At 43.6% G+C, this 19,962-nt stretch carries 19 protein-coding genes; 8 read left to right on the forward strand and 11 right to left on the reverse strand.

Annotation, left to right across the window (positions count from 1 at the left end; genetic code table 11):
- Nucleotides 1-7: 7 nt before the first annotated feature.
- Both C9I43_RS14895 and C9I43_RS14900 read right to left on the reverse strand, forming a co-directional pair.
- A complete protein-coding gene (locus C9I43_RS14895; protein ID WP_107884258.1) occupies nt 8-319 on the reverse strand; it encodes a hypothetical protein in 312 nt (103 codons plus the stop codon).
- A gap of 145 nt (nt 320-464) precedes the next feature.
- Complete coding sequence (locus tag C9I43_RS14900; protein ID WP_076500752.1) at nt 465-1,316, reverse strand: hypothetical protein; 852 nt, start codon at nt 1,314-1,316, stop codon at nt 465-467.
- Between the two features lie 273 nt (nt 1,317-1,589).
- Here C9I43_RS14900 and C9I43_RS14905 point away from each other — a divergent pair, with 273 nt between their 5' ends.
- The 4 genes from C9I43_RS14905 to C9I43_RS14920 all read left to right on the forward strand — a co-directional run bounded on the left by C9I43_RS14905 (nt 1,590) and on the right by C9I43_RS14920 (nt 4,235).
- Nucleotides 1,590-1,949 carry a DsrE/DsrF/TusD sulfur relay family protein gene (locus tag C9I43_RS14905; protein WP_107884260.1) on the forward strand — a complete coding sequence of 120 codons (360 nt, stop codon included), beginning with the start codon at nt 1,590-1,592 and terminating at the stop codon, nt 1,947-1,949.
- Nucleotides 1,950-2,086: 137 nt separating this feature from the next.
- Complete coding sequence (locus tag C9I43_RS14910) at nt 2,087-2,485, forward strand: nitrous oxide-stimulated promoter family protein (protein WP_076500756.1); 399 nt, start codon at nt 2,087-2,089, stop codon at nt 2,483-2,485.
- A gap of 107 nt (nt 2,486-2,592) precedes the next feature.
- The gene (locus tag C9I43_RS14915; RefSeq protein ID WP_076500766.1) at nt 2,593-3,477 is read left to right on the forward strand and encodes a hypothetical protein; all 885 of its coding nucleotides are present in this window, start codon (nt 2,593-2,595) and stop codon (nt 3,475-3,477) included.
- Between the two features lie 173 nt (nt 3,478-3,650).
- Nucleotides 3,651-4,235 (forward strand): YSC84-related protein, encoded by a 585-nt coding sequence (locus C9I43_RS14920; protein WP_107884262.1) that lies wholly within the window; start codon nt 3,651-3,653, stop codon nt 4,233-4,235.
- A gap of 114 nt (nt 4,236-4,349) precedes the next feature.
- Here C9I43_RS14920 and C9I43_RS14925 read toward each other — a convergent pair whose 3' ends face one another.
- From C9I43_RS14925 to C9I43_RS14950, 6 genes are all read right to left on the reverse strand, one after another.
- On the reverse strand, nt 4,350-4,955 hold the full coding sequence (locus C9I43_RS14925) for a hypothetical protein (protein WP_107884264.1): 606 nt from the start codon (nt 4,953-4,955) through the stop codon (nt 4,350-4,352).
- 94 nt (nt 4,956-5,049) lie between these two features.
- Nucleotides 5,050-6,087 (reverse strand): acyltransferase family protein, encoded by a 1,038-nt coding sequence (locus C9I43_RS14930; protein WP_107884266.1) that lies wholly within the window; start codon nt 6,085-6,087, stop codon nt 5,050-5,052.
- Between the two features lie 2 nt (nt 6,088-6,089).
- Nucleotides 6,090-7,487 (reverse strand): hypothetical protein, encoded by a 1,398-nt coding sequence (locus C9I43_RS14935; protein ID WP_107884268.1) that lies wholly within the window; start codon nt 7,485-7,487, stop codon nt 6,090-6,092.
- Between the two features lie 193 nt (nt 7,488-7,680).
- Nucleotides 7,681-8,031 (reverse strand): YkvA family protein, encoded by a 351-nt coding sequence (locus C9I43_RS14940; protein ID WP_076500779.1) that lies wholly within the window; start codon nt 8,029-8,031, stop codon nt 7,681-7,683.
- Between the two features lie 49 nt (nt 8,032-8,080).
- Nucleotides 8,081-8,839 (reverse strand): helix-turn-helix transcriptional regulator, encoded by a 759-nt coding sequence (locus C9I43_RS14945; protein ID WP_076500782.1) that lies wholly within the window; start codon nt 8,837-8,839, stop codon nt 8,081-8,083.
- A gap of 24 nt (nt 8,840-8,863) precedes the next feature.
- Nucleotides 8,864-9,403 carry a YbhB/YbcL family Raf kinase inhibitor-like protein gene (locus tag C9I43_RS14950; RefSeq protein WP_107884270.1) on the reverse strand — a complete coding sequence of 180 codons (540 nt, stop codon included), beginning with the start codon at nt 9,401-9,403 and terminating at the stop codon, nt 8,864-8,866.
- A 503-nt stretch (nt 9,404-9,906) separates the two neighbouring features.
- On the opposite strand from C9I43_RS14950, the gene speFL reads away from it, so the two are divergent.
- The 3 genes from speFL to potE all read left to right on the forward strand — a co-directional run bounded on the left by speFL (nt 9,907) and on the right by potE (nt 13,878).
- Nucleotides 9,907-9,990 carry a leader peptide SpeFL gene (gene speFL, locus C9I43_RS19250; protein ID WP_373455356.1) on the forward strand — a complete coding sequence of 28 codons (84 nt, stop codon included), beginning with the start codon at nt 9,907-9,909 and terminating at the stop codon, nt 9,988-9,990.
- Between the two features lie 319 nt (nt 9,991-10,309).
- Entirely contained in the window at nt 10,310-12,472 is a 2,163-nt protein-coding gene (gene speF / locus C9I43_RS14960) for an ornithine decarboxylase SpeF (RefSeq protein ID WP_107884274.1), read from the forward strand.
- Nucleotides 12,473-12,558: 86 nt separating this feature from the next.
- The gene (gene potE, locus C9I43_RS14965; protein WP_107884276.1) at nt 12,559-13,878 is read left to right on the forward strand and encodes a putrescine-ornithine antiporter; all 1,320 of its coding nucleotides are present in this window, start codon (nt 12,559-12,561) and stop codon (nt 13,876-13,878) included.
- A 179-nt stretch (nt 13,879-14,057) separates the two neighbouring features.
- On the opposite strand, the gene C9I43_RS14970 is transcribed toward potE, so the two are convergent.
- Entirely contained in the window at nt 14,058-14,582 is a 525-nt protein-coding gene (locus C9I43_RS14970) for a gluconokinase (RefSeq protein WP_107884278.1), read from the reverse strand.
- Between the two features lie 123 nt (nt 14,583-14,705).
- Here C9I43_RS14970 and gntU point away from each other — a divergent pair, with 123 nt between their 5' ends.
- Nucleotides 14,706-16,049: a gluconate transporter gene (gene gntU, locus C9I43_RS14975; protein WP_107884279.1), complete on the forward strand. Its 1,344-nt coding sequence runs from the start codon at nt 14,706-14,708 to the stop codon at nt 16,047-16,049.
- 39 nt (nt 16,050-16,088) lie between these two features.
- Here gntU and gntR read toward each other — a convergent pair whose 3' ends face one another.
- Together gntR and C9I43_RS14985 are read right to left on the reverse strand one after the other, a co-directional pair.
- A complete protein-coding gene (gene gntR / locus C9I43_RS14980; RefSeq protein WP_107884281.1) occupies nt 16,089-17,087 on the reverse strand; it encodes a gluconate operon transcriptional repressor GntR in 999 nt (332 codons plus the stop codon).
- A gap of 378 nt (nt 17,088-17,465) precedes the next feature.
- The gene (locus C9I43_RS14985) at nt 17,466-19,922 is read right to left on the reverse strand and encodes a YgiQ family radical SAM protein (protein ID WP_107884283.1); all 2,457 of its coding nucleotides are present in this window, start codon (nt 19,920-19,922) and stop codon (nt 17,466-17,468) included.
- Nucleotides 19,923-19,962: the final 40 nt, after the last annotated feature.

The following is a 19,962-nucleotide window of genomic DNA, read 5'->3' on the forward strand; positions in this document are numbered from 1 at the left end:
TACCCACCTATTGGCTCAAGGTTTTGCAAACCAGCACCGACTTATCGTCAAATTCACATAAATGCCCACACTGGTAGACGCCAAGGCCAAAACCACTCACACCAGAGCTACTTAAACGCTGCATGCCGTGTGCCTTACTTTGGCATTGCTCTAGTGTTTCATAGTAACCATTAATCGCTTCAGCCTGTAAAGGCATCACCGGAATGGCACTCGCATCGGGATAATAAAACAGTGTCCATTCTGCCGTTTTAGTACAACCACTGAGTAGCAGCATTCCAAGCACTAATAAGACATTTGCTAAGCTATAACTTAGTTTCATTTTCCCCTACTTAAGCCCATAAAATAGGCCCATAAAAAAAGCGAACCTTGGTTCGCCTTTTGCGCATCAGTTAAGGAGGATTCTACACTGCCTAGACGAGGTAAATAACCGCTTTTCGCCTAAGGGTTTAATCCACACACTTATGTTAAGTTGTAGCTGCTTTAGTCTGAGCTTTTTCTATTCGAGCAATACGACCTTCAAAGCCCGTTACCGTGCCATCGCTCAGCCCAAATTCTAATGCTTTACGGCATAGGGCAATAGCAGCATCGAACGCTTGAGTATCATTAAGCAGCGTCGCCAAATGGAGGAAACCTGTGGATTTAAGCTCAGCAGTTTTACCTTGCTCAGCAGTTACCGCTTGGAATAATGCAATATATTCCTGTACCAACTGAGCGCCATAATTACGATAATCAGCAGATTTACGCTGCTTGTAGCACTCACCCACCATATTTTGTAATGCACTGTAACGCTCGTTTACTGAGGTTGCCGCTTGGTACTCTTTAAAAGCGCGCATTAAAGTCACATTCGCCCAATCGCCGGGGGCCTGGGCGCCAGTCGCTACTGGCGCAGCAGTTTGAATTTCAGCCTTAAGTACGTCGGCACCTGCGGCTTCGGCTTGTTCATCTACATCTGTTGAACCTAAGATGATTACCGCTTGTTCGTTATGCGTCGCGGGAATATCGACTTCAATAATATCAGTATCAATATCGACCGAAATATTAATAGCACTCTGCACATACTCGGGGTCACGTGGCATCAATTCAGCTTCAACTTCAATCACCGTTTCCACCACTGGAGTCACTACTGCTAGATCAACAGGCTCCATCTGCTCGGGTTCTGCTGCAGGTGAGCTAGGTACTTCTTCGCGAGGAACAACCGGCGTAATTGGCGCCGATTTAGGCTGCGACGCTTCTTGCTCTTCCTTCGCTAATCGCTGTGTGCGACGAAATAAAAACACACCGATTGCGATCAGTATCAATATGACTAAAATCTTCATTGTTATTCACCTTTGATGACGGCTTCTCGACAGAAGCAATGTCAATGGGTATGCCAAAGCCCGTTAACATCGGAACAATGACAACCGAATCCACCTGAAATTGAGCAGAGATTAACCGCTATTAAAGTCCATTGTGTCGGTGTAAATCAAGTGTTTATACTTTTTTATACGATCTAGCACTCAAATAGTTATAGCCAATTACGTTAAACTGCTACACACCAGTTCACTTATAAATCCCATGTCACTGTGAACTACAGATTAAGGACAACCCTAATGCAACGTATTCTTATTGTCGCCCACGCTAGCCCCTACGGAACAGAAAAGTTATTTAATAGCTTACGCATCGCATTAGCACTGAAGGATCAAGATGAGCAAGCTATCGATCTTAAGCTGTTTCTCATGTCCGATGCGGTGTTTGGTGCGTTAAAAAATCAAACCACACCTGATTTAAGTTACAACCTACAACAGATGTTTGAGATCCTCTTGGCGCAGCAAGTCCCTATTTTATCGTGTAAAACCTGCGCGCAAGCTCGAGGTGTGACTGCAGAGATGATGATTGACGGAGCGCACATAGGTACGCTACAAGACTTAACTCGCTGGACACTGGCTGCAGACAAAGTGATGCATATCTAAAGCTTATTTTAGGTGCACGTTTAAGGTTATTTAAAGTTTCATTTTGTGCGCATCTTCATAAATTGACGCTTCTGTTTTGTCAGCACTAACTTCACTGCTTATGATGGGATATCCGAGTAATAGACTAAGGTATTCCAATGGACGCAGCGCAACTGCTAACGGGCAAACTGCTTTACGAGCACCAAACCATAGCTGCGATGATGAAGATACACTGTAAAGCAAAGCATCAAAACCAAGATATAACCGGTCTATGCACTGATTGTATTGAGTTATTGGATTATGCCGCAACTCGTCTAGATCGCTGCCCCTATGGACAGAGTAAACCAACCTGCAATAAATGCCCGATACATTGCTATAAACCCGAGCAGAAGCAAATGGTTAAAGAAATTATGATTTTCTCTGGCCCTCGAATGCTATTGCCACACCCCATCCGAGCAATCAAACACTTACTTGCCGAACGCACACCCGTTCCGAGTGTGGTACCAGAAGCAGCATCAAATCGCCACCAGCGTATTGCTATTCAGCAAAAAAACTAACGTCGTTCTTTTATCGCGTCCAGTTCCCTGATATAACAAGTCTCAAGATATGGGGTGCATTAAATTCCAGCAGCACGCTGCATCTTCAGGTTGTTTGGATATCAAATATGAACGAATTTAATGGCTTTTTTGCTCAAGCCTATTGGTGGTTATCACTATTTGGCGGTTTACATTGCCTCGCATTAGCGATTTATATTCGCTATTTTTACCAAGCAGAGACACATCAAAATTTGCTGGCTAGTTTTTTAAGCCTTATCGCACTGTATTTTCTTACGGGTTTAATTAACCGCGATAACGCCCCGATCCCGATACATATCTTGTTTAATCTTATTAGTCCGATTTACTTTTTACTTATGCCTTTACTGTATTTGTACTGTAAAAACAGCTTAAACCAAACCAATCAACCCATTGCTTTTTCAAAACATTACTGGCCAGCATTACTCACCTTACTCTTCGCTATTATCGATATTGTTATCAAATTAACGGGATATCAAACTGGCAAATGGCCATCTGTTGTTCTGATATTTAGCGAACTAAATATCAACCACTGGAGCGCTCTACTGCCCGCATTGTTATCGATACAAACCTGTTATTACTTTATTGCATTGTGGATGCTATTTCACCGGCATAAACAAAAACAAACAAACATGACATCCTCCCAAGAGACACTCGGCACCATTCGGTTTCGTTGGTTAATAGGATTAACGCTTGCCATGCTATTAAACTGGCTGATACGTGTATTTGTAGTGATTCTGCCTTTTTATTTTGGTGATAATTTATCTTTATTACCCAATGCACTACCAAGGCTCACTTTACTGCTTAGCATGTATATGTTGGCCGTATACGGTTTAAAGCAAATCACTCGTTCAGCCTATTTAAAAGGCCGTATGGCTAAACAACCGTCACAGCCACACGTAATTCATAATGTCCTCACTCCAGAGGAATATGAATTTTTACACCAAGTCCAGCAAGACGATGGTGACCAAAAATAAAGTTCTTGATGATCTAAGAACTAATCAGCACATCAATACTCCAACAAATACCATCACAAGGTTCCGACAAGTGAGTCGAACACTGAACCTAAGCTGACACATAAACGGTTTAGGCTGTCATTTATTTCGATAACGACTAATCTTGATAAACTTAAAACTGAAGAGGCACCACTATGAAATCATTTTTAACAGCCATTGCGGCATCGACATGCCTAATCGTGAGTTTATTTACAGCACCAATAGCACTCGCTGACGAGAGCTACGAGCAGGCTGTGGTTAATTTTCAAAAAGCGAAAGAAACCAGTAAATTTTTCGACACCGCCTATGGCTACGCCTTGTTCCCTACTGTTGGAAAAGGTGGCATTGGTATTGGTGCAGCCTATGGTAAGGGCCGTGTTTACAAAGGCGGCGTCTATGTGGGTGACTCGAGCCTGACTCAATTATCTATCGGGTTTCAATTAGGTGGGCAAGCCTATAGCGAAATCATCTTCTTTAAAGATGCTAAAGCGTATGAAAACTTTACCAGTGGTAGTTTCGAGTTTGATGCTCAAGCTTCAGCAGTGGCGATAAACATGGGCGCGAGCGCACAGGCAGGCACGACAGGTAACTCAGCGGGCGCAGGCCAAGCTGGCAGCAATAGCTCAGCCAAAGGCTCTTATATCAACGGTATGGCGGTATTTACCGCAGCTAAAGGCGGCTTAATGTTTGAAGCTGCACTGGCAGGACAAGCCTTTAGCTTCGAGCCTAAAGTCAACTAACACAAAGCGTTAAACATGTTAATCTAACGGCGAGCCTCAGTGCTCGCCGTTTTTGTCAAAATCTATCTTACTAAAACTGCATTCGATTTTCAGCCCACACAAACCACTTTAAACTTACTCGTGCCCCCAAGGCGCTGGCGGTAATATAACCGGCTGCGTGAGATCAAAGTCGACTTGAAAATCGCGGTTGGCCCGTGTGAGTTGATAGCTAAAAGTCGTTGGCGTAATTGCAATATGCCACACATTAGTGATCGACTGAATTAAACCATTTTTAACAAAGTTATCAATTGAATCTTTATCAATAGGAAAGGACTGCTTTTGTAATGTTCCATCAGTAATCGTATCACCGCCATACATAGTTACGGCATCTTCGCTTCCATCCTGATGACGGTGATCATGTTTCAGCTTTAGCCCTTGCAACGTCTTGGTCAGTACCCAAGTTCGCGAGTGATCATCACCCACATGAAACGGAATGTTAAGCTCTGTATCGCTGCATTCTCGTACGTGCATAATCAGTGGCTTACCACTAAAATCAGCGTCGGCGGCGTCACCCGATACCACTTTTCCAGCAAAGGCTTTGCCACAATAGGATGCGATATTCGCAAAGAAAGCATCTTGGGTTTTCATCGCCTGCGGATAGGTTTGCGTTGCTACTGAAGGAAAGGTAATAAAAGATAAACTCATAAGTCCGAGGGTGAATAAGGTAGTACGAGGTTTCATGGTATTCTCCATTTTTTAGATAGAAACACCCTAACATAAGGGAATAAATTCAAACTGAATTAACCCCTTATGTTAGTTTTAAGCAAATAATGGGTTACCAGCCAATATAAATCCGTGATCGGGTGCCTAAGCGTTTCTTAATAAAGCGCGCCGTGATAATACTGCCTACCATCAAGAAGATAAAAATACCCGCCGAAAATAGTATGCTAGTTACCCAAGAGCCTGGTGGTAAACGGAAACGCATTAAAGTCGCAGTGACGTTAAACATCATGTCGAAAAGTGGATGAATAAAGAAAATTGCAAAACTCATCTCAGCAATTTCAATTAACCAAGGTAGACGACTGCGCCCAGATAACCATTCACAAAAATTGAGTACCAACACACACAAGCTTAACTTTTGAATAAACTGCCAATCAATACCATTATATTCAAACGGTGCTTTATGGTAGTTACCAATATGCTGCACGACGTAACTCTGTTCGACCAAGCTGACGATTAAAAAAATCACTGCTAATGCACTGATAATAGAGCCAAAACGTCTCAAAAAATGCTCGTCTTGGGAGTATAAAATACCAATTAAATAAAAAGGCATAAAATACACCATAGAGTGGATAAAGTTAATATTTCCCACCGGCCTATGCAATAAAATAGCAACAATACAGCTCAGTACAAATAGCGTCCAGCGCATCTGTTGCGAACAACGAATAAACCACAAAAAAATCGGTGAAAATAAAAACACTGCCATAATAAATGGAATATACCAATGTGGATAAAGGATATAACCATTTCGTATCGTATAAAAAATACTCATCAATAGTTTATCAAGCGACTGGTGTTCCATAAAAATCCAGCGCAAGCATAAACAGAATAAGCCAATTAAAGACACAACTAAAAAAGGATAAAGTACGTTTTGTACTTTATTTTTCATAAACTTTTTATAGTCAAAATCCTTATAAAAAATTCGATGAAAAAAGTATCCAGAGATAAACACGAATAATGCCGTACCTCCTCGCAATAAATTTTCCAGTAGTAGCGGGAAACCTTCCCCAGAGTTATAAATACTGTGGCCCAAGACGATAAAAATAATCGCAATGCCACGCATATAGGTAAATTCGAGCTGATTTTTTCTCATTATTAATTCATCGCACAGTAGAGGGTTCTTCCATCAACAACACTTGCAGAAACCCTAATAGTTCCATGGACTTCTGCTTCATTAAATACCAGATACTGACCCTCTCGTTGAAAAGGGAACGCCAAAGGTAACAGAGTTGCAGCCTCAATGCCCTCACAAAAATTTTGCATCGGCACATCGAGTAATGGACTGCCACTCACGGTCAAGTTACTAAATTGTGAACTCATGCCTAAATAGGCTTGAGTCATTTCATCTTGATAAGGTACAACATAAAACCCAGAACGCACCGCGCCAACATCAATAAAACTACTGCCATCACTCACGCTCGGCATCACCAATAACGGCACTTTAGGATCCTGCACATTGAGTAACAGCTGAGACAACTTCTCTTGCGTGGCGGGATAGTAAGCCAACATATCCTGCAAATATTTTTTCTGTTTATTATCTTTTTTATCTGCAGGTTGTACTGCTCTAATGGGATTTAACAACATATCTACCGGCAACATCCCTGACATAACCGACTCTTTCCACAGGTAAGGATCTTGAGTACTATCCAGCAATATACCTGCCAGAGCACCTATATTTTCCGCTTCCGCAGTCCAACCAGCCCACTTTGCCTGCTGTTGATAATAATCATGCACATATTGAGTCAGTATTTGCTGGTAACCGAGTAAAGTTTGATTTCGGCTTAATAAACGTGCGCTAGCAACTAATTCGACATACTTGGCACTGCCTTCAATTAAATCATTGATATAGCTCACACGGTATTCATTGGGCACCATTTGCCGCCACTGCTGCAACCAATAGGCTGCATGACCCAAAAACAAAGACTGCCGCTCAGGTTCTGCTAATGCCGCCATTAAGGCATCAAATAACTGTAAACGGTAATAACGAGCATCGAAGTTGAGTGGAAACACTTCACCTTCATAATGACGGCTATCTTCTAGTACCCGCCATTCGGATTGGGCATAAAAATGAAAAGCCTCATGTAAGGCACTACCCGCCCAGATGAGAAAAGTGAGATCTGTAGATTTAGTGTCGGCGTTAAATTGAATATTTGGTGTTTCAAGCTGGATCAACACCCCAGGTTGACCCTGATACTGCGGAAAACCAAAGTTGACTGACAGACCTGAATGCAGGTTAACGGACTCTAAGACACTATTGTCTTGAATGACCTCGCCCCCAGGTTGACGCAACCAAACGTTACCACCATAGCTGAAAAGGTGTACTTTATCTTCAAGGCGAAATCCCGGCCACAAAGCTTCACTCTGGCGACTATTTTGCGCCATAAAATCGAGGTAAAGACGGGCGAGTTGTTCCGGAGATGCCTCATTGGTAAACGCGGGAGTAGCGGCAGAAACACCTAAAAACCATAGGATTACTACCATAATATTTTTCATTTATCTGCCTAAACAAACACAAGGAGTTTACAAAACAGCGCTAGCATATAGCGCAATCAAGCAATAGTGAAACGTTTGCAAAAAAATATTTTTACCCTCAAACATTTTAATAAAACCCCAATCGATGAGTCTTAATAAAATCATATTTTTAGCGTGACTTTATACCAATTAAACCATGGCATACGCAGGATCCTTAAATCTTAGGCTCAGGCGGTTTATCGCCAAACCACAGTGCGAGTTTATCCGCAGCACGAGATTTAACCTCATCGTCAATATATAAACTCACCATAGTTAGCGCCGCGGCAAGAGCCCCCAAATCGTCAGTAAAACCAACTAAAGGCGTCAAGTCAGGAATCGCATCTAAGGGGGAAATAAAATATGCCAGAGCACCAAAAATAACAGATTTAGCCCATTTAGGTGTATTCGGCTGCTGCGACGCATAATAAAGCCACAGAGCACGCTCAATGACTTCTCTGCCTGCCTGACGACTAAAGAGTTTAATCTTGTTCCAAAATCCGCTGTCGGTAAATTGTTCGTCCGCCATTATATTGCTCCTGCAACTTGATATTGTTTCAGTATCAATTTATTCCTTCTCACAGTGTACGACGATAAGCGGCGGGAGTCAGGCCAAATTGTTGCTTAAAACGTAGAGAAAACTTTTCCGCTGATTGATAACCACAGGCTAAGGCCACTTGCAATAATGGCTCGCCCGAGTTTTGCAGCAGGGCCAAACCATGACTTAGCCGGACTTCGACTAATAATTGCCTAAAACTCGTATCTTCTAACGCCAATTTACGCCTAAGGCTAGCTGTACTCATGTATAACTTGTCGGCAACCTCTTCCTGCTGCCATGGCGCCGAAGGCCTCACACTCATCAAAGCCAAGGCGGCTTGAGTCACGCTGCGTTGCGTGTGGCCATACAGCCAGTTCACACTGCGTTTATCGGGCAAGCTGAGCAGTAATGCGGCCAAATAATGCAGCTGCACAGAATCTGCCAGAGACAAACTCAAACTCTGCAATAACGCATTCCAAGCTAAGTCCACGGCTCGCGATATGTTTTGAACTGGCATTGGGTCACGCCAATCAGCAGTGTTCGATAAAATGCCTTGGGGTAAATCGTGGGGGAGTAACAACTGCACCGCACGATAGCGCCCAAGAAAAGGTCGGTTTACAAAGCTAATATGCGAACCCGCAGGAATTAACAGTAACTGGCCTTGGCTCACCAAAACCGATTCATCTTGCCAGAGTAAAGACTTTTCCCCATGAATAACCCGAATAATCGACGGCTGGTGCACAGGCACTTGAGATAACGATTGTGCCTGCTTCGAATCATATTCAAACAAACGGATCATGACACCTGCCTAATTATCAATGGGTTATCTGTTATATACCGCAGTCAACTTGGCGCTGCTTAATGCTTGTGCTCTGAGCATAAAGCCTAATAATGCAGGGCTAGCGTCCTTTGGCAGCTCTAATGCACTAGGCAATGCCCACACAGTAAATTCATACCTGTGCACACCATGACCTTCTGGCGGACAAGCGCCACCAAATTCAGTGGTGCCAAAGTCATTTTTCAAGGCAATAGCGCCTTTGGGCAATGCATTAGCATGCGAACCAGCACCTTGCGCCAGTGATGTTTGTGCTGCGGGTAAGTTATATACGGCCCAGTGCCACCAACCGCTGCCCGTTGGCGCATCAGGATCATAAACCGTCACCGCAAACGCTTTCGTCCCCACAGGTATTTCAGTCCACGTCAGTTGCGGCGAAATGTTTTCACCTTGGCAACCGAACCCATTAAATACTAATTGCGATGTGAGTTTATTGCCCTCGCTCATATCTTTGCTCGTTAACGTCATAGCATGTGCTTGCCCAAATAAGCACAATACTAAACTCGCCCCTAGCCACCATTTATTCATGCCTAATCTTCCATTAATGTTTCGACCTGACTAATCTACCTCAATCCAAAAGATAACATCTGCCCTAAAATGGCAACTTTCTGCCCAAAATGCTCAAATTTGAGAAAAAAACTATCATTTTTGCAATCTCTGAGCATGCCGGTGATTTTGTAAATAGAATGAATGCATAACCATGAAAGTGCACCATGCGGTATAAACCAAGATACTTATTAACACAGCGTTTTAATTAAAATCATAGGAAAAAATAATGTTAATTATTCAAATGTAATATTTTAAATAACATTGACAATATTTACTTTCATAATTTAGATAACGATACTTAAGTGCGATTGACTCGATTTAATATTTATTAAATAGGTTGAATTTTAATATCTGGTATTAAAAAGTAAGACATAGATCATGATTTTATTTACAACTCACATATAAACTTCTCTTTGTAATAAAAACCTAATTGTTTTCTCTAAGTCATAATGGAGTCGTATATGAAGAGGAAATCTAAAATCATGGCGCATATCCGGCGTACAGGGCATATCATGATGCCAAGTCAACGTGACTATTTCGATCACTCCTTTATCTTCCTTCGCTAATTTCAGCGCAGTTAGTAGGCCAACGAACAGGTCTAAAGTGCTATTACTCTAATTTCTGCAAACACTTAATGTACTGTCTTTGTTAGTTTATTAACTTGCATCACTATCAAAGTATTCTTTTATCAGTGCAGTTTACTGCGGCTAAACTATTTGCGCGGCTAATAAATATATTTTAACTTTTATTTATTCCGCCAAATAAGCAAAGCCACATCTAATCTGCGCACGTAATAGCTATATCTAATTTTTATGCCATTAATGTTTTTAATTAGGCATAGGCACTCTTGTATCTATTTTTTAAAAAGTAAAAGGGAAATTAACTATGAAATCATTAAAAGTAGCCGCTAGCTTATCTGTTAGATCTTGTTTCGATATCGACAGAGAAGTCGTCAACGTATTAACCACAGATTTTTGCGATGTGGGCGCGGCTGTAGTCTCTGTTGATGATGTTAGAAATGGTATTGTTGAAAAGATTAAAAATACTGGGTTGAAACTACCGATTTTCGTTTCAGTTTGTTGCGAAGAAACTTTCCCGGATGATGTTTGCTCATCTATTACTGGGGTATTTGAACTCTGTGGCGATAACACTGACTTCTACGGAAAACAAGTTGAAACCGCCGTCGATAAATATGAGCAAGCACTGCTACCTCCTTTCTTCGGCACATTGAAAAAATACGTTGAAATGGGTAATTCCACCTTTGCTTGCCCAGGCCACCAAGGCGGACAATTCTTCCGTAAGCATCCTGTTGGTCGTCAGTTTTTCGACTTTTTTGGCGAAACGATTTTCCGTGCCGATATGTGTAATGCCGACGTAAAATTAGGTGATTTACTGATCCATGAAGGCGCGCCGCTTGCAGCACAAAAATATGCAGCCAAAGTCTTTAATGCTGATAAAACCTACTTTGTACTTAACGGGACTTCATCTTCAAATAAAGTGGCGACCAATGCACTATTAGCTAAAGGCGACCTGGTATTATTTGACCGCAATAACCACAAATCAAATCACCATGGCGCGTTAATTCAAGCCGGTGCAACACCGATTTATTTAGAAACCGCGCGTAATCCCTTCGGTTTTATTGGTGGCATTGACGCTCATTGCTTCCAAGAGTCCTATTTAAGAGATCAAATTCGCGAAGTAGCCCCAGAAAGAGCCGATGAAAAACGCCCATTCCGCTTAGCGATTATTCAACTCGGCACCTATGATGGCACTATCTATAATGCTCGCCAAGTTATTGATAAAATTGGTCATCTGTGTGATTACGTCTTGTTTGACTCGGCTTGGGTCGGTTATGAACAGTTTATCCCTATGATGAATGACTGCTCGCCACTCTTGCTCGAACTGACCGCTGAAGATCCTGGCATTATCGTGACTCAGTCGGTGCATAAACAGCAAGCTGGCTTCTCACAAACATCACAAATTCATAAAAAAGATAAACATATCAAAGGTCAAGATAGATACTGCAACCATAAACGCTTCAACAATGCTTTTATGATGCATGCCTCTACTAGCCCCTTCTATCCTCTATTTGCGGCGCTAGATGTGAACGCGAAAATGCATGAAGGCGCAAGCGGACGTTACCTTTGGCGCGAAGCGGTAAAAGCCGGTATCGAAGCACGTAAGCTACTGTTGAAAAAGTGCAAATATATCAAACCATTCGTTCCGACAATGATAGATGGCCGCCTATGGCAAGACTATGAAACTGAACAAATGGCCGATGACTTACGCTTCTTCGAATTCGAACCCGGTCAGAAATGGCACTCCTTCGAAGGTTATGAAAAAGGTCAATACTTCGTTGACCCTTGTAAGTTCCTATTAACAACACCTGGTATAGATGCAGAAACCGGTAGATATACCGACTTTGGTATTCCAGCAACTATTTTGGCTAACTTCTTACGGGAAAATAATATTATTCCGGAGAAGTGCGACTTAAATTCGATTTTATTCCTGATGACGCCTGCAGAAGATATGGCCAAGATGCAACATCTGGTCTCGCAAATATCTCGATTCGAGAAATTAGTCGATGAAGATGCGCCATTATCTGAAGTTTTACCTAACGTCTATAACGCAAATAAAGAGCGTTATCAAGATTATACCATCCGCCAACTCTGCCAAGAAATGCACAATCTTTATGTCAGTCATGACGTAAAACAACTGCAGAAAGAAATGTTCCGCAAAGCGCATTTCCCAATCAAAGTCATGGATCCACAGGAAGCAAACCTAGAATTTATTCGTGGCAAAGTTGAATTAGTCCCGCTATCTAAAATTGAGGGAAGAATTGCCGCGGAAGGCGCACTGCCTTACCCACCAGGAGTGCTATGTATGGTACCAGGTGAAATATGGGGTGGATCTGTTCAACGTTATTTCCAAGCACTCGAAGAAGGTATCAACTTATTACCTGGATTCTCGCCAGAACTACAAGGTGTTTATCTCGAAAATACTCCGGACGGCAAAATTCAAGCAATGGGCTATGTACTAAATAAATAATGAATACTGACTGCAGAGTTTATTAACCCCGCTCTGCAGTCAATTTCATACTCTCTATAATAAGTCACCTACATTAGGTTATTAGTATGAGTAAATCAGAAAATAAAATTGGCGTCGTCCAATTAACCATTATCACCATAGTCAACATGATGGGTTCGGGCATTATTATGCTGCCAACCCAATTAGCTCAAGTCGGTACTATTTCGATTTTATCTTGGTTAGTCACGGCCGCTGGTTCAACTGCCCTCGCCTACGCCTTTGCCAAGTGCGGTATGTTCAGTAAGAAATCCGGTGGTATGGGCGGTTATGCCGAATATGCCTTCGGCCGCTCTGGCAACTTTATGGCCAACTACACCTACGCCGTTTCGCTGCTCATTGCCAACGTCGCAATTGCTATTTCGGCTGTAGGTTATGCCGCTGTGCTGCTAGATGTAAACCTAAGCCCTATGGCCATTTGTCTTGCAACCATTGGCGTACTTTGGCTGGCAACGATTGCTAACTTCGGTGGTGCTCGGATTACAGGTCCCGTGAGTAGCGTGACTGTGTGGGGGATTATTCTGCCCGTGATTGGCGTGTCGTTAATTGGTTGGTTCTGGTTCGACATCGATCTCTATAAAGGCGCATGGAACCCGCATGATATGCCATTCTTCAAAGCGTTAGGCGGTTCTATCGCCATGACTTTGTGGGCATTCCTTGGTTTAGAATCGGCCTGTGCTAACTCAGAAGCCGTCGATAATCCAGAGAAAAACGTCCCTATCGCAGTAATGGGCGGTACCTTAGGCGCGGCTGTAATTTATATCGTCTCTACCAACGTTATTGCCGGCATTGTGCCAAATGCCGAACTTGCTATGTCAAACGCGCCCTTTGGTTTAGCCTTCGCACAAATGTTTAACCCTGTGGTCGGTAAAATCGTGATGGCGTGCGCCATTATCTCTTGTACTGGTTCACTGTTAGGTTGGCAGTTCACTATTGCCCAAGTGTTTAAAGCCTCTGCCGATGAAGGATTCTTCCCTAAAATCTTCTCTAAAGTCAGTAAAGCCGATGCACCAATTTGGGGTATGACCATTATCGTTTGTATTCAAACCGTTTTATCTCTGATGACCATTAGTCCATCACTGAGTAAACAGTTCGAAGCACTCGTTAACCTTGCCGTCGTCACCAATATTGTGCCTTACATACTGTCGATGGCCGCCCTTGGCATAATGCAAAGACAGCAAAAAGTACCTTTTAATAAAGCCCGTATTGCCAACGTGATTGCCGTGATCGGTGCCTTGTATAGCTTTTATGCCCTGTATAGCTCAGGCGAAACCGCAGTAATGCTTGGCGCTATGGCCACCTTCTTCGGCTGGACTATCTTCGGCGTAATTTCAAATAAAGCGCCCGTTGCCGATACACGTCCAGCCTAAATACGGTTAATACATTATCGAAAACAAATAATTAGGGGTCATAGGCTAGCCTATGACCCCTAGAGAATACCTGCTTATGGGTTATCAATAAGACTCGCCTCGCTTTTTAAAGCAAAGATCAATCCCCAAACGTCATCACCAATAACAGGCCTTATGCTCTACTCCAATGTTAGGTATTACTATTTCTCGCCATTTATCGCCTGAATACAGCGCTGCACCACTTCTGCAAAAGAGCCATCAATGCTCACTTGAATAACATCAGCTTCATCAGTAGCGGGCATTTCAAGCGTGTCGAACTGACTTTTGAGCAACTCAATCGGCATAAAGTGAGCTTTTCTCGCAAACATGCGTTCTTTAACCAATTCAAAATCCCCGTATAGATGAATGAATACGACCTTACTGTTGTTCTGACGAATTAAGTCACGGTAATGGCGACGCAGCGCAGAGCAGACAATAACCCCTCGTTCAGCTTTTTGCTCAATGCTATACACAGCGTCATTAATACGCTCTAGCCAAGGGGCACGATCCGTGTCGTTAAGCGCAGAACCTGATTTCATCTTGATAATATTGGCTCTAGGGTGCAGGTCATCACCATCAATAAATTTCGCCTCTAACGCTTTTGCTACCGCTGCACCAATCGAAGATTTACCACAACTAGAGACGCCCATAAACACATAGCTATTGCCTTCTTCTGTCTTAGTCATTTTTATTAACCTCGGGCTCATTTTCAATTTTTGTTACTTCCCACCTTATCATATTACGGGTAACATGTTACCGGTAACCTCGAAAAATGTGGACAACTTAACGAACAAGGAAAAGTATCTATTATGTCTGATATGTCATTGATTCTAACTGCGCTCGGTTCAATCGCCTTACTACTATTCTTAGTGATGAAAGTAAGATTACACGCCGTGGTATCACTGATACTGGTATCGATAGTGGCAGGGCTTTTCTCTGGCATGAACCCCGCCGATATCACTAACACGATTCAACAAGGCATGGGAGGCACCTTAGGTTTTGTTGCTGTTGTGGTCGCTTTAGGTGCGATGTTTGGACGGGTAATGGAAGAAACCGGCGCGCTGGATCAGATAGCCCATACCCTGTTAAATAAATTTGGTAACGACAAAGCTCACTGGGCGATGACCTTTACGGGCTTTATCTGTGCGCTACCCCTCTTTTTTGACGTTGCGGTGGTACTACTGATTGGTATCGCCTTTGCTGTAGTTCGTAAAGGTGGTGGCAGCGTAGTTAAAATAGGGATTTCGCTACTCGCGGGTATCGCAACCTGTCAGGCGTTTCTAATTCCCGCACCAGGGCCCATTTTGGTCGCTTCCCAACTCAATGCTGATTTTGGTTACATGATAGTGTTCGGGTTGTTGGCATCCATTCCCGCGATGATTTTAGGCGGTCCACTCTTTGCCAGTCTTATTGCCAAAAAAGTCCATGTTGAGCTGCCAGCCCACGAGCAACTTGATAAAGGTGAACGAGAAGGTGGGCCGATTCCTTCATTTGCTCTATCAATCAGTATTGTCGTTTTTCCACTGCTGCTTATCGGCTTAAAAACGATTGCTTCGCGCTTTATTGATGAAAAATCCGATCTACATAATTGGCTCGCATTAATTGGCCATCCGTTTACCGCCATTTTGCTCGCCTGTTTAATCGCATTCTATGTACTGGGTGTTAGGCGTAATATCCCCAATGACCGCATTATGGAAATCTGTAGTAGTGCGCTCCAACCTGCTGGAGTCATTATTCTAGTAACGGGTGCTGGCGGCGTGTTCAAGCAAGTACTGATTGATTCTGGTGTGGGTGATGCCTTAGGGAATATGCTGGCAGGTTCGGGTTTACCGATTGTGATACTGGCATTTATTTTGTCGGCTTCTGTGCGCGTTATTCAAGGTTCGGCCACTGTGGCGATGTTAACCGCTTGTGGCCTTATCATCCCGATACTTGAGCCATTGAGCTTAGGTGGCGCTCAATTGGCGGCAATTACGATTGCCATTGGCGGTGGCTCGATTGTGCTCTCGCACGTCAATGACTCCGGCTTTTGGCTCGCTAACCGTTTTCTCGGATTATCAGAAAAACAAACGCTGCAAACGTGGACTGTGATGGAAACCATTATTGGTACGACGGGCGGCATAGTCGCAGTCATCATCTCTGCGTTTCTTTAATCACAAATAGATACATTGAATCAAAAACTCTAGGGGTGACTACAAGGTTTCCCCTAGATCAATGCGATAACCTAGCTCGATGACGGATTGTTCGATCTCTTTGCCATTTAACCTATCTAATAACTCAGTTGCTGCTATGCGACCAATATCATTTCTTGGGGTAATAATACTCGCCAATTTTGGCGTCATGGATTGGCCAATATCATGGCCATGAAACCCCGCAACACCTATCTGCTCAGGCACTTTAATCCCTTGTCTTTGGCACTCAAAAATAACCCCTGCGGCCAAATCATCGTTAGTGCAAAAAAAACTGTCCACATAGGGGTATTTCGCTAAGGTTTGTTGCAATAACGACGCTCCCAACGAAAATGACGAAGCATCATTGGTGGTCATCGCCAAAGGTGTGAGCTTAGCTTCTGCCATTGCTAACTCGTAGCCTTGCATCTTAAGTTGGGTGCGTACATCCATGCGAGCACCTAAGTAGGCAATGTGTCGATGGCCTTGTGCAATCATGGCTTGCACCATCTCATAAGCGGCAGCTGTGTTATCAAAACCGACACATTGCTGAATCGCAGGCGACACACTGTCCATCATTTCGATTACCGGAATACCCGCTGTTTCAATCATGCGTACGGTACGTGGGGTGTGGTAACTCTCAGACAAAAGTAATCCATCAATATTATAAGAGAGCAATGATGCAACCCGCTCCTCTTCTACTTCAGCCTGATAACCGTAGTGAGCCAGCATGGTTTGATAACCGCGTTGACCGGCCACATTCTCGATACCGCGCAGCACCTCTGCAAATACTTGGTTAGTTAAAGAAGGCACTAACACACCAATGGCGCGGCTAGTTGATTGAGCCAAGATTTCTGGCGCACGATTAGGGATATAGCCTAATGTTTCTAGCGCGATAGCAATCTTTTCTTGAGTACTTTGTGCCACTCTTGTTGGATTTTTTAAATAGCGGCTCACCGTCATTTTGGTTACACCAACTTGATCGGCAACATCTTGAAGAGTGGGTCTACGCTTTTTATTCATAGTATCTAATGTTAGTTAACGAACTACAGATGTGGGTGAGATGTATAGCTAAAATATCGAGTATAAACAAACAGTAGGCATAATCATCACTCAGAGATCTTATAATAGTTCATCTAGTGATACCAGCTACGGACTATTTTATCGTCTGCTTCTCGTTTTTGATAATTTACCGATAAATAGTAACTGGTAGTATTAGGCACAAAGCTCAGACGATAACGCGCCTGTATCTGCTTATTTAAGGCAAAGCATGGACATATTTCAGCAAGGCAGACTCGCGGTAAAAAAGTGATTAGATAGGGTGTTGCGGGATAATCATGCTACAAGGCCACTCCACGTTCTGAAATGGCCTTGTTATATTGGTCGGCAGCTAAAAAGTGATTACTTAACCTGTTGATTACCTTGAGAGGGTTTACCCGCAGCTTTACCACCACTTCTTGATGGATTTGTACCTTTTATCCCAGCACCGCTCTGGGTTTGAGTACCGTCTTTAGCTTGGGAGTTTGACTTAAAACCTGACTGACCAAAGGGCGCTTTAGCGCCAGGACGGCCCGAATTGGCTCCGCTGGGCTTAGCTCCACTAAGTTTAGATCCCGCTGGCTTAGTGCCATTCGCTGCGGGTTTTCCACCTTTAATGACAGGTTTTGATTCTGCGTTAGCGTTAGCCTGAGCACCACCTTTAGCCGAACCTTTAGATTTACCATCGCCTTTACGGTCATCAAACTGATTACCCGAAAAGCGCGTGAAGGCTTTTTGACCTTGGTTAGCGTCTTTCATCCACTTAGGCCCGCGTTCATTACGGCCTTCTGGCGGCACTAGTTGATGCGGACTATTGCCAATTAAATCCTCACGCCCCATGGCGGTTAATCCTTCACGGATCAATGGCCAACCCGCCGGATCGTGATAACGCAGCAAGGCTTTGTGCAAACGACGTTGGCGACCTTTTTTCGGCACTGAGACTACTTCACTGGTGTGCTTGACGTTTTTCAGCGAGTTTAACTCGGTATGATAAATCGTGGTCGCATTGGCCATGGGTGACGGATAAAAATTTTGTACTTGATCGAGCTTGAACTTACGTTCCTTCAACCACAGCGCTAAATTCACCATATCTTCGTCAGTCGTGCCCGGATGCGCCGAAATAAAGTACGGGATTAAAAACTGCTCTTTGCCCGCTTCTTTCGAGAACTTGTCGAACAGTTCTTTAAACTTATTGTAGGCGCCCATGCCAGGTTTCATCATCTTATTGAGCGGCCCTTCTTCGGTATGCTCAGGGGCAATTTTTAAATAACCGCCAACATGGTGTTGCACTAATTCTTTGACATACTCTGGATTTTCAATCGCCAAGTCATAACGCACACCCGATGCAATTAATACCTTCTTAATACCTGGCACAGCGCGCGCCGCACGGTACAAGTCGATAGTGTGTTTATGATCTGTGCCTAAGTGGCCACAAATTGATGGGAATACACAGGATAAACGGCGGCAGGTTTTTTCAGCTTTCTCGCTAGTACAACCTAAGCGATACATGTTAGCAGTTGGACCACCTAAGTCAGAAATAACACCTTTAAATCCCGGGATTTTTTGTTGAATATCTTTGATTTCTTTAACAATCGACTCTTGTGAGCGACTTTGAATAATTCGACCTTCATGCTCGGTAATCGAACAGAAAGAGCAGCCTCCAAAGCAACCACGCATGATATTAATTGAGGTTTTAATCATGTCGTAAGCAGGGATTTTATCCTTGCCATAAATCGGATGTGGTACACGTTGATAGGCTAAATCAAATACCGCGTCCATTTCATCGGTATTAAGCGGCCATGCAGGCGGATTGACCCAAACAGCGCGGTCGCCGTGGGGCTGAAATAGCGCACGAGCACAGCCTGGGTTTTGCTCTTGATGTAAAATCCGCGAAGCATGGGCGTATAAATATTTGTCTTCAGAGACTTTTTCAAATGCTGGCAGCAACACATAGGTTTTATCCCATGGCTTAGGGCGCGGAGGTTGTACACTAATAGCTTTAGGCGCTTCGTTGTCAAAAATCTTTACATCCGATGGGCCAGATAAGTTAGTACAACCTACATCATCGCCACCATAAGGGTTTTGCAGTGGTTCGATTTTATGCAGTTGGTCAATCTTGCGCGAGTCCATACCACGCCATTCTGGTAATGGCTCTTTACGGATAACGGCTGTGCCACGCACATCGTGCAGCGAACTAATCGGTTCACCTGCTGCTAAACGACGCGCGACTTCAACTAAAGGACGCTCGGCATTGCCATACATCAGCAAATCGGCCTTTGCATCAAAAATCACACTACGACGCACTTTGTCAGACCAATAATCGTAGTGGGCGATACGGCGTAAACTAGCCTCGATACCGCCGATGATCACCGGTACATCTTTAAAGGCTTCTTTACAACGCTGGGTGTATACGGTTACAGCACGATCGGGGCGCTTACCGCCAATATCTCCGGCGGTATAAGCGTCGTCAGAACGTAAACGGCGGTCAGCGGTATAACGGTTGATCATTGAATCCATGTTGCCAGCGGTTACGCCGAAAAACAGGTTTGGTCGGCCCAGTTGCATAAAGGCATCTTTACTCGACCAATCGGGCTGAGAAATAATTCCCACACGATAACCCTGCGCTTCTAGCATTCGGCCGATCACTGCCATACCAAAGCTTGGATGATCCACATAAGCATCGCCTGTGACTATGATAACGTCACAGCTATCCCAGCCTAGCTTATCCATCTCCTTGCGAGACATAGGTAAGAAAGGCGCAGTACTGTCGCCTGTAGCCCAATACTTGGGATGACTAAAGAGTGTGGATTCAACTTGCATCGTGTATGACCCGAAAACGTAATGTCAAATAAAGGCAGCA

The sequence above is a fragment of the Shewanella morhuae genome (genome assembly GCF_003028295.1).
Taxonomy (GTDB): domain Bacteria; phylum Pseudomonadota; class Gammaproteobacteria; order Enterobacterales; family Shewanellaceae; genus Shewanella; species Shewanella morhuae.

Excerpts from the sequence above, each read along its gene's own strand:
- C9I43_RS14895 (WP_107884258.1), bottom strand. The coding sequence starts at position 319 with ATGAAACTAAGTTATAGCTTAGCAAATGTCTTATTAGTGCTTGGAATG.
- C9I43_RS14900 (WP_076500752.1), bottom strand. The coding sequence starts at position 1,316 with ATGAAGATTTTAGTCATATTGATACTGATCGCAATCGGTGTGTTTTTA.
- C9I43_RS14905 (WP_107884260.1), top strand. The coding sequence starts at position 1,590 with ATGCAACGTATTCTTATTGTCGCCCACGCTAGCCCCTACGGAACAGAA.
- C9I43_RS14910 (WP_076500756.1), top strand. The coding sequence starts at position 2,087 with ATGGACGCAGCGCAACTGCTAACGGGCAAACTGCTTTACGAGCACCAA.
- C9I43_RS14915 (WP_076500766.1), top strand. The coding sequence starts at position 2,593 with ATGAACGAATTTAATGGCTTTTTTGCTCAAGCCTATTGGTGGTTATCA.
- C9I43_RS14920 (WP_107884262.1), top strand. The coding sequence starts at position 3,651 with ATGAAATCATTTTTAACAGCCATTGCGGCATCGACATGCCTAATCGTG.
- C9I43_RS14925 (WP_107884264.1), bottom strand. The coding sequence starts at position 4,955 with ATGAAACCTCGTACTACCTTATTCACCCTCGGACTTATGAGTTTATCT.
- C9I43_RS14930 (WP_107884266.1), bottom strand. The coding sequence starts at position 6,087 with ATGAGAAAAAATCAGCTCGAATTTACCTATATGCGTGGCATTGCGATT.
- C9I43_RS14935 (WP_107884268.1), bottom strand. The coding sequence starts at position 7,487 with ATGAAAAATATTATGGTAGTAATCCTATGGTTTTTAGGTGTTTCTGCC.
- C9I43_RS14940 (WP_076500779.1), bottom strand. The coding sequence starts at position 8,031 with ATGGCGGACGAACAATTTACCGACAGCGGATTTTGGAACAAGATTAAA.
- C9I43_RS14945 (WP_076500782.1), bottom strand. The coding sequence starts at position 8,839 with ATGATCCGTTTGTTTGAATATGATTCGAAGCAGGCACAATCGTTATCT.
- C9I43_RS14950 (WP_107884270.1), bottom strand. The coding sequence starts at position 9,403 with ATGAATAAATGGTGGCTAGGGGCGAGTTTAGTATTGTGCTTATTTGGG.
- speFL (WP_373455356.1), top strand. The coding sequence starts at position 9,907 with ATGGCGCATATCCGGCGTACAGGGCATATCATGATGCCAAGTCAACGT.
- speF (WP_107884274.1), top strand. The coding sequence starts at position 10,310 with ATGAAATCATTAAAAGTAGCCGCTAGCTTATCTGTTAGATCTTGTTTC.
- potE (WP_107884276.1), top strand. The coding sequence starts at position 12,559 with ATGAGTAAATCAGAAAATAAAATTGGCGTCGTCCAATTAACCATTATC.
- C9I43_RS14970 (WP_107884278.1), bottom strand. The coding sequence starts at position 14,582 with ATGACTAAGACAGAAGAAGGCAATAGCTATGTGTTTATGGGCGTCTCT.
- gntU (WP_107884279.1), top strand. The coding sequence starts at position 14,706 with ATGTCTGATATGTCATTGATTCTAACTGCGCTCGGTTCAATCGCCTTA.
- gntR (WP_107884281.1), bottom strand. The coding sequence starts at position 17,087 with ATGAATAAAAAGCGTAGACCCACTCTTCAAGATGTTGCCGATCAAGTT.
- C9I43_RS14985 (WP_107884283.1), bottom strand. The coding sequence starts at position 19,922 with ATGCAAGTTGAATCCACACTCTTTAGTCATCCCAAGTATTGGGCTACA.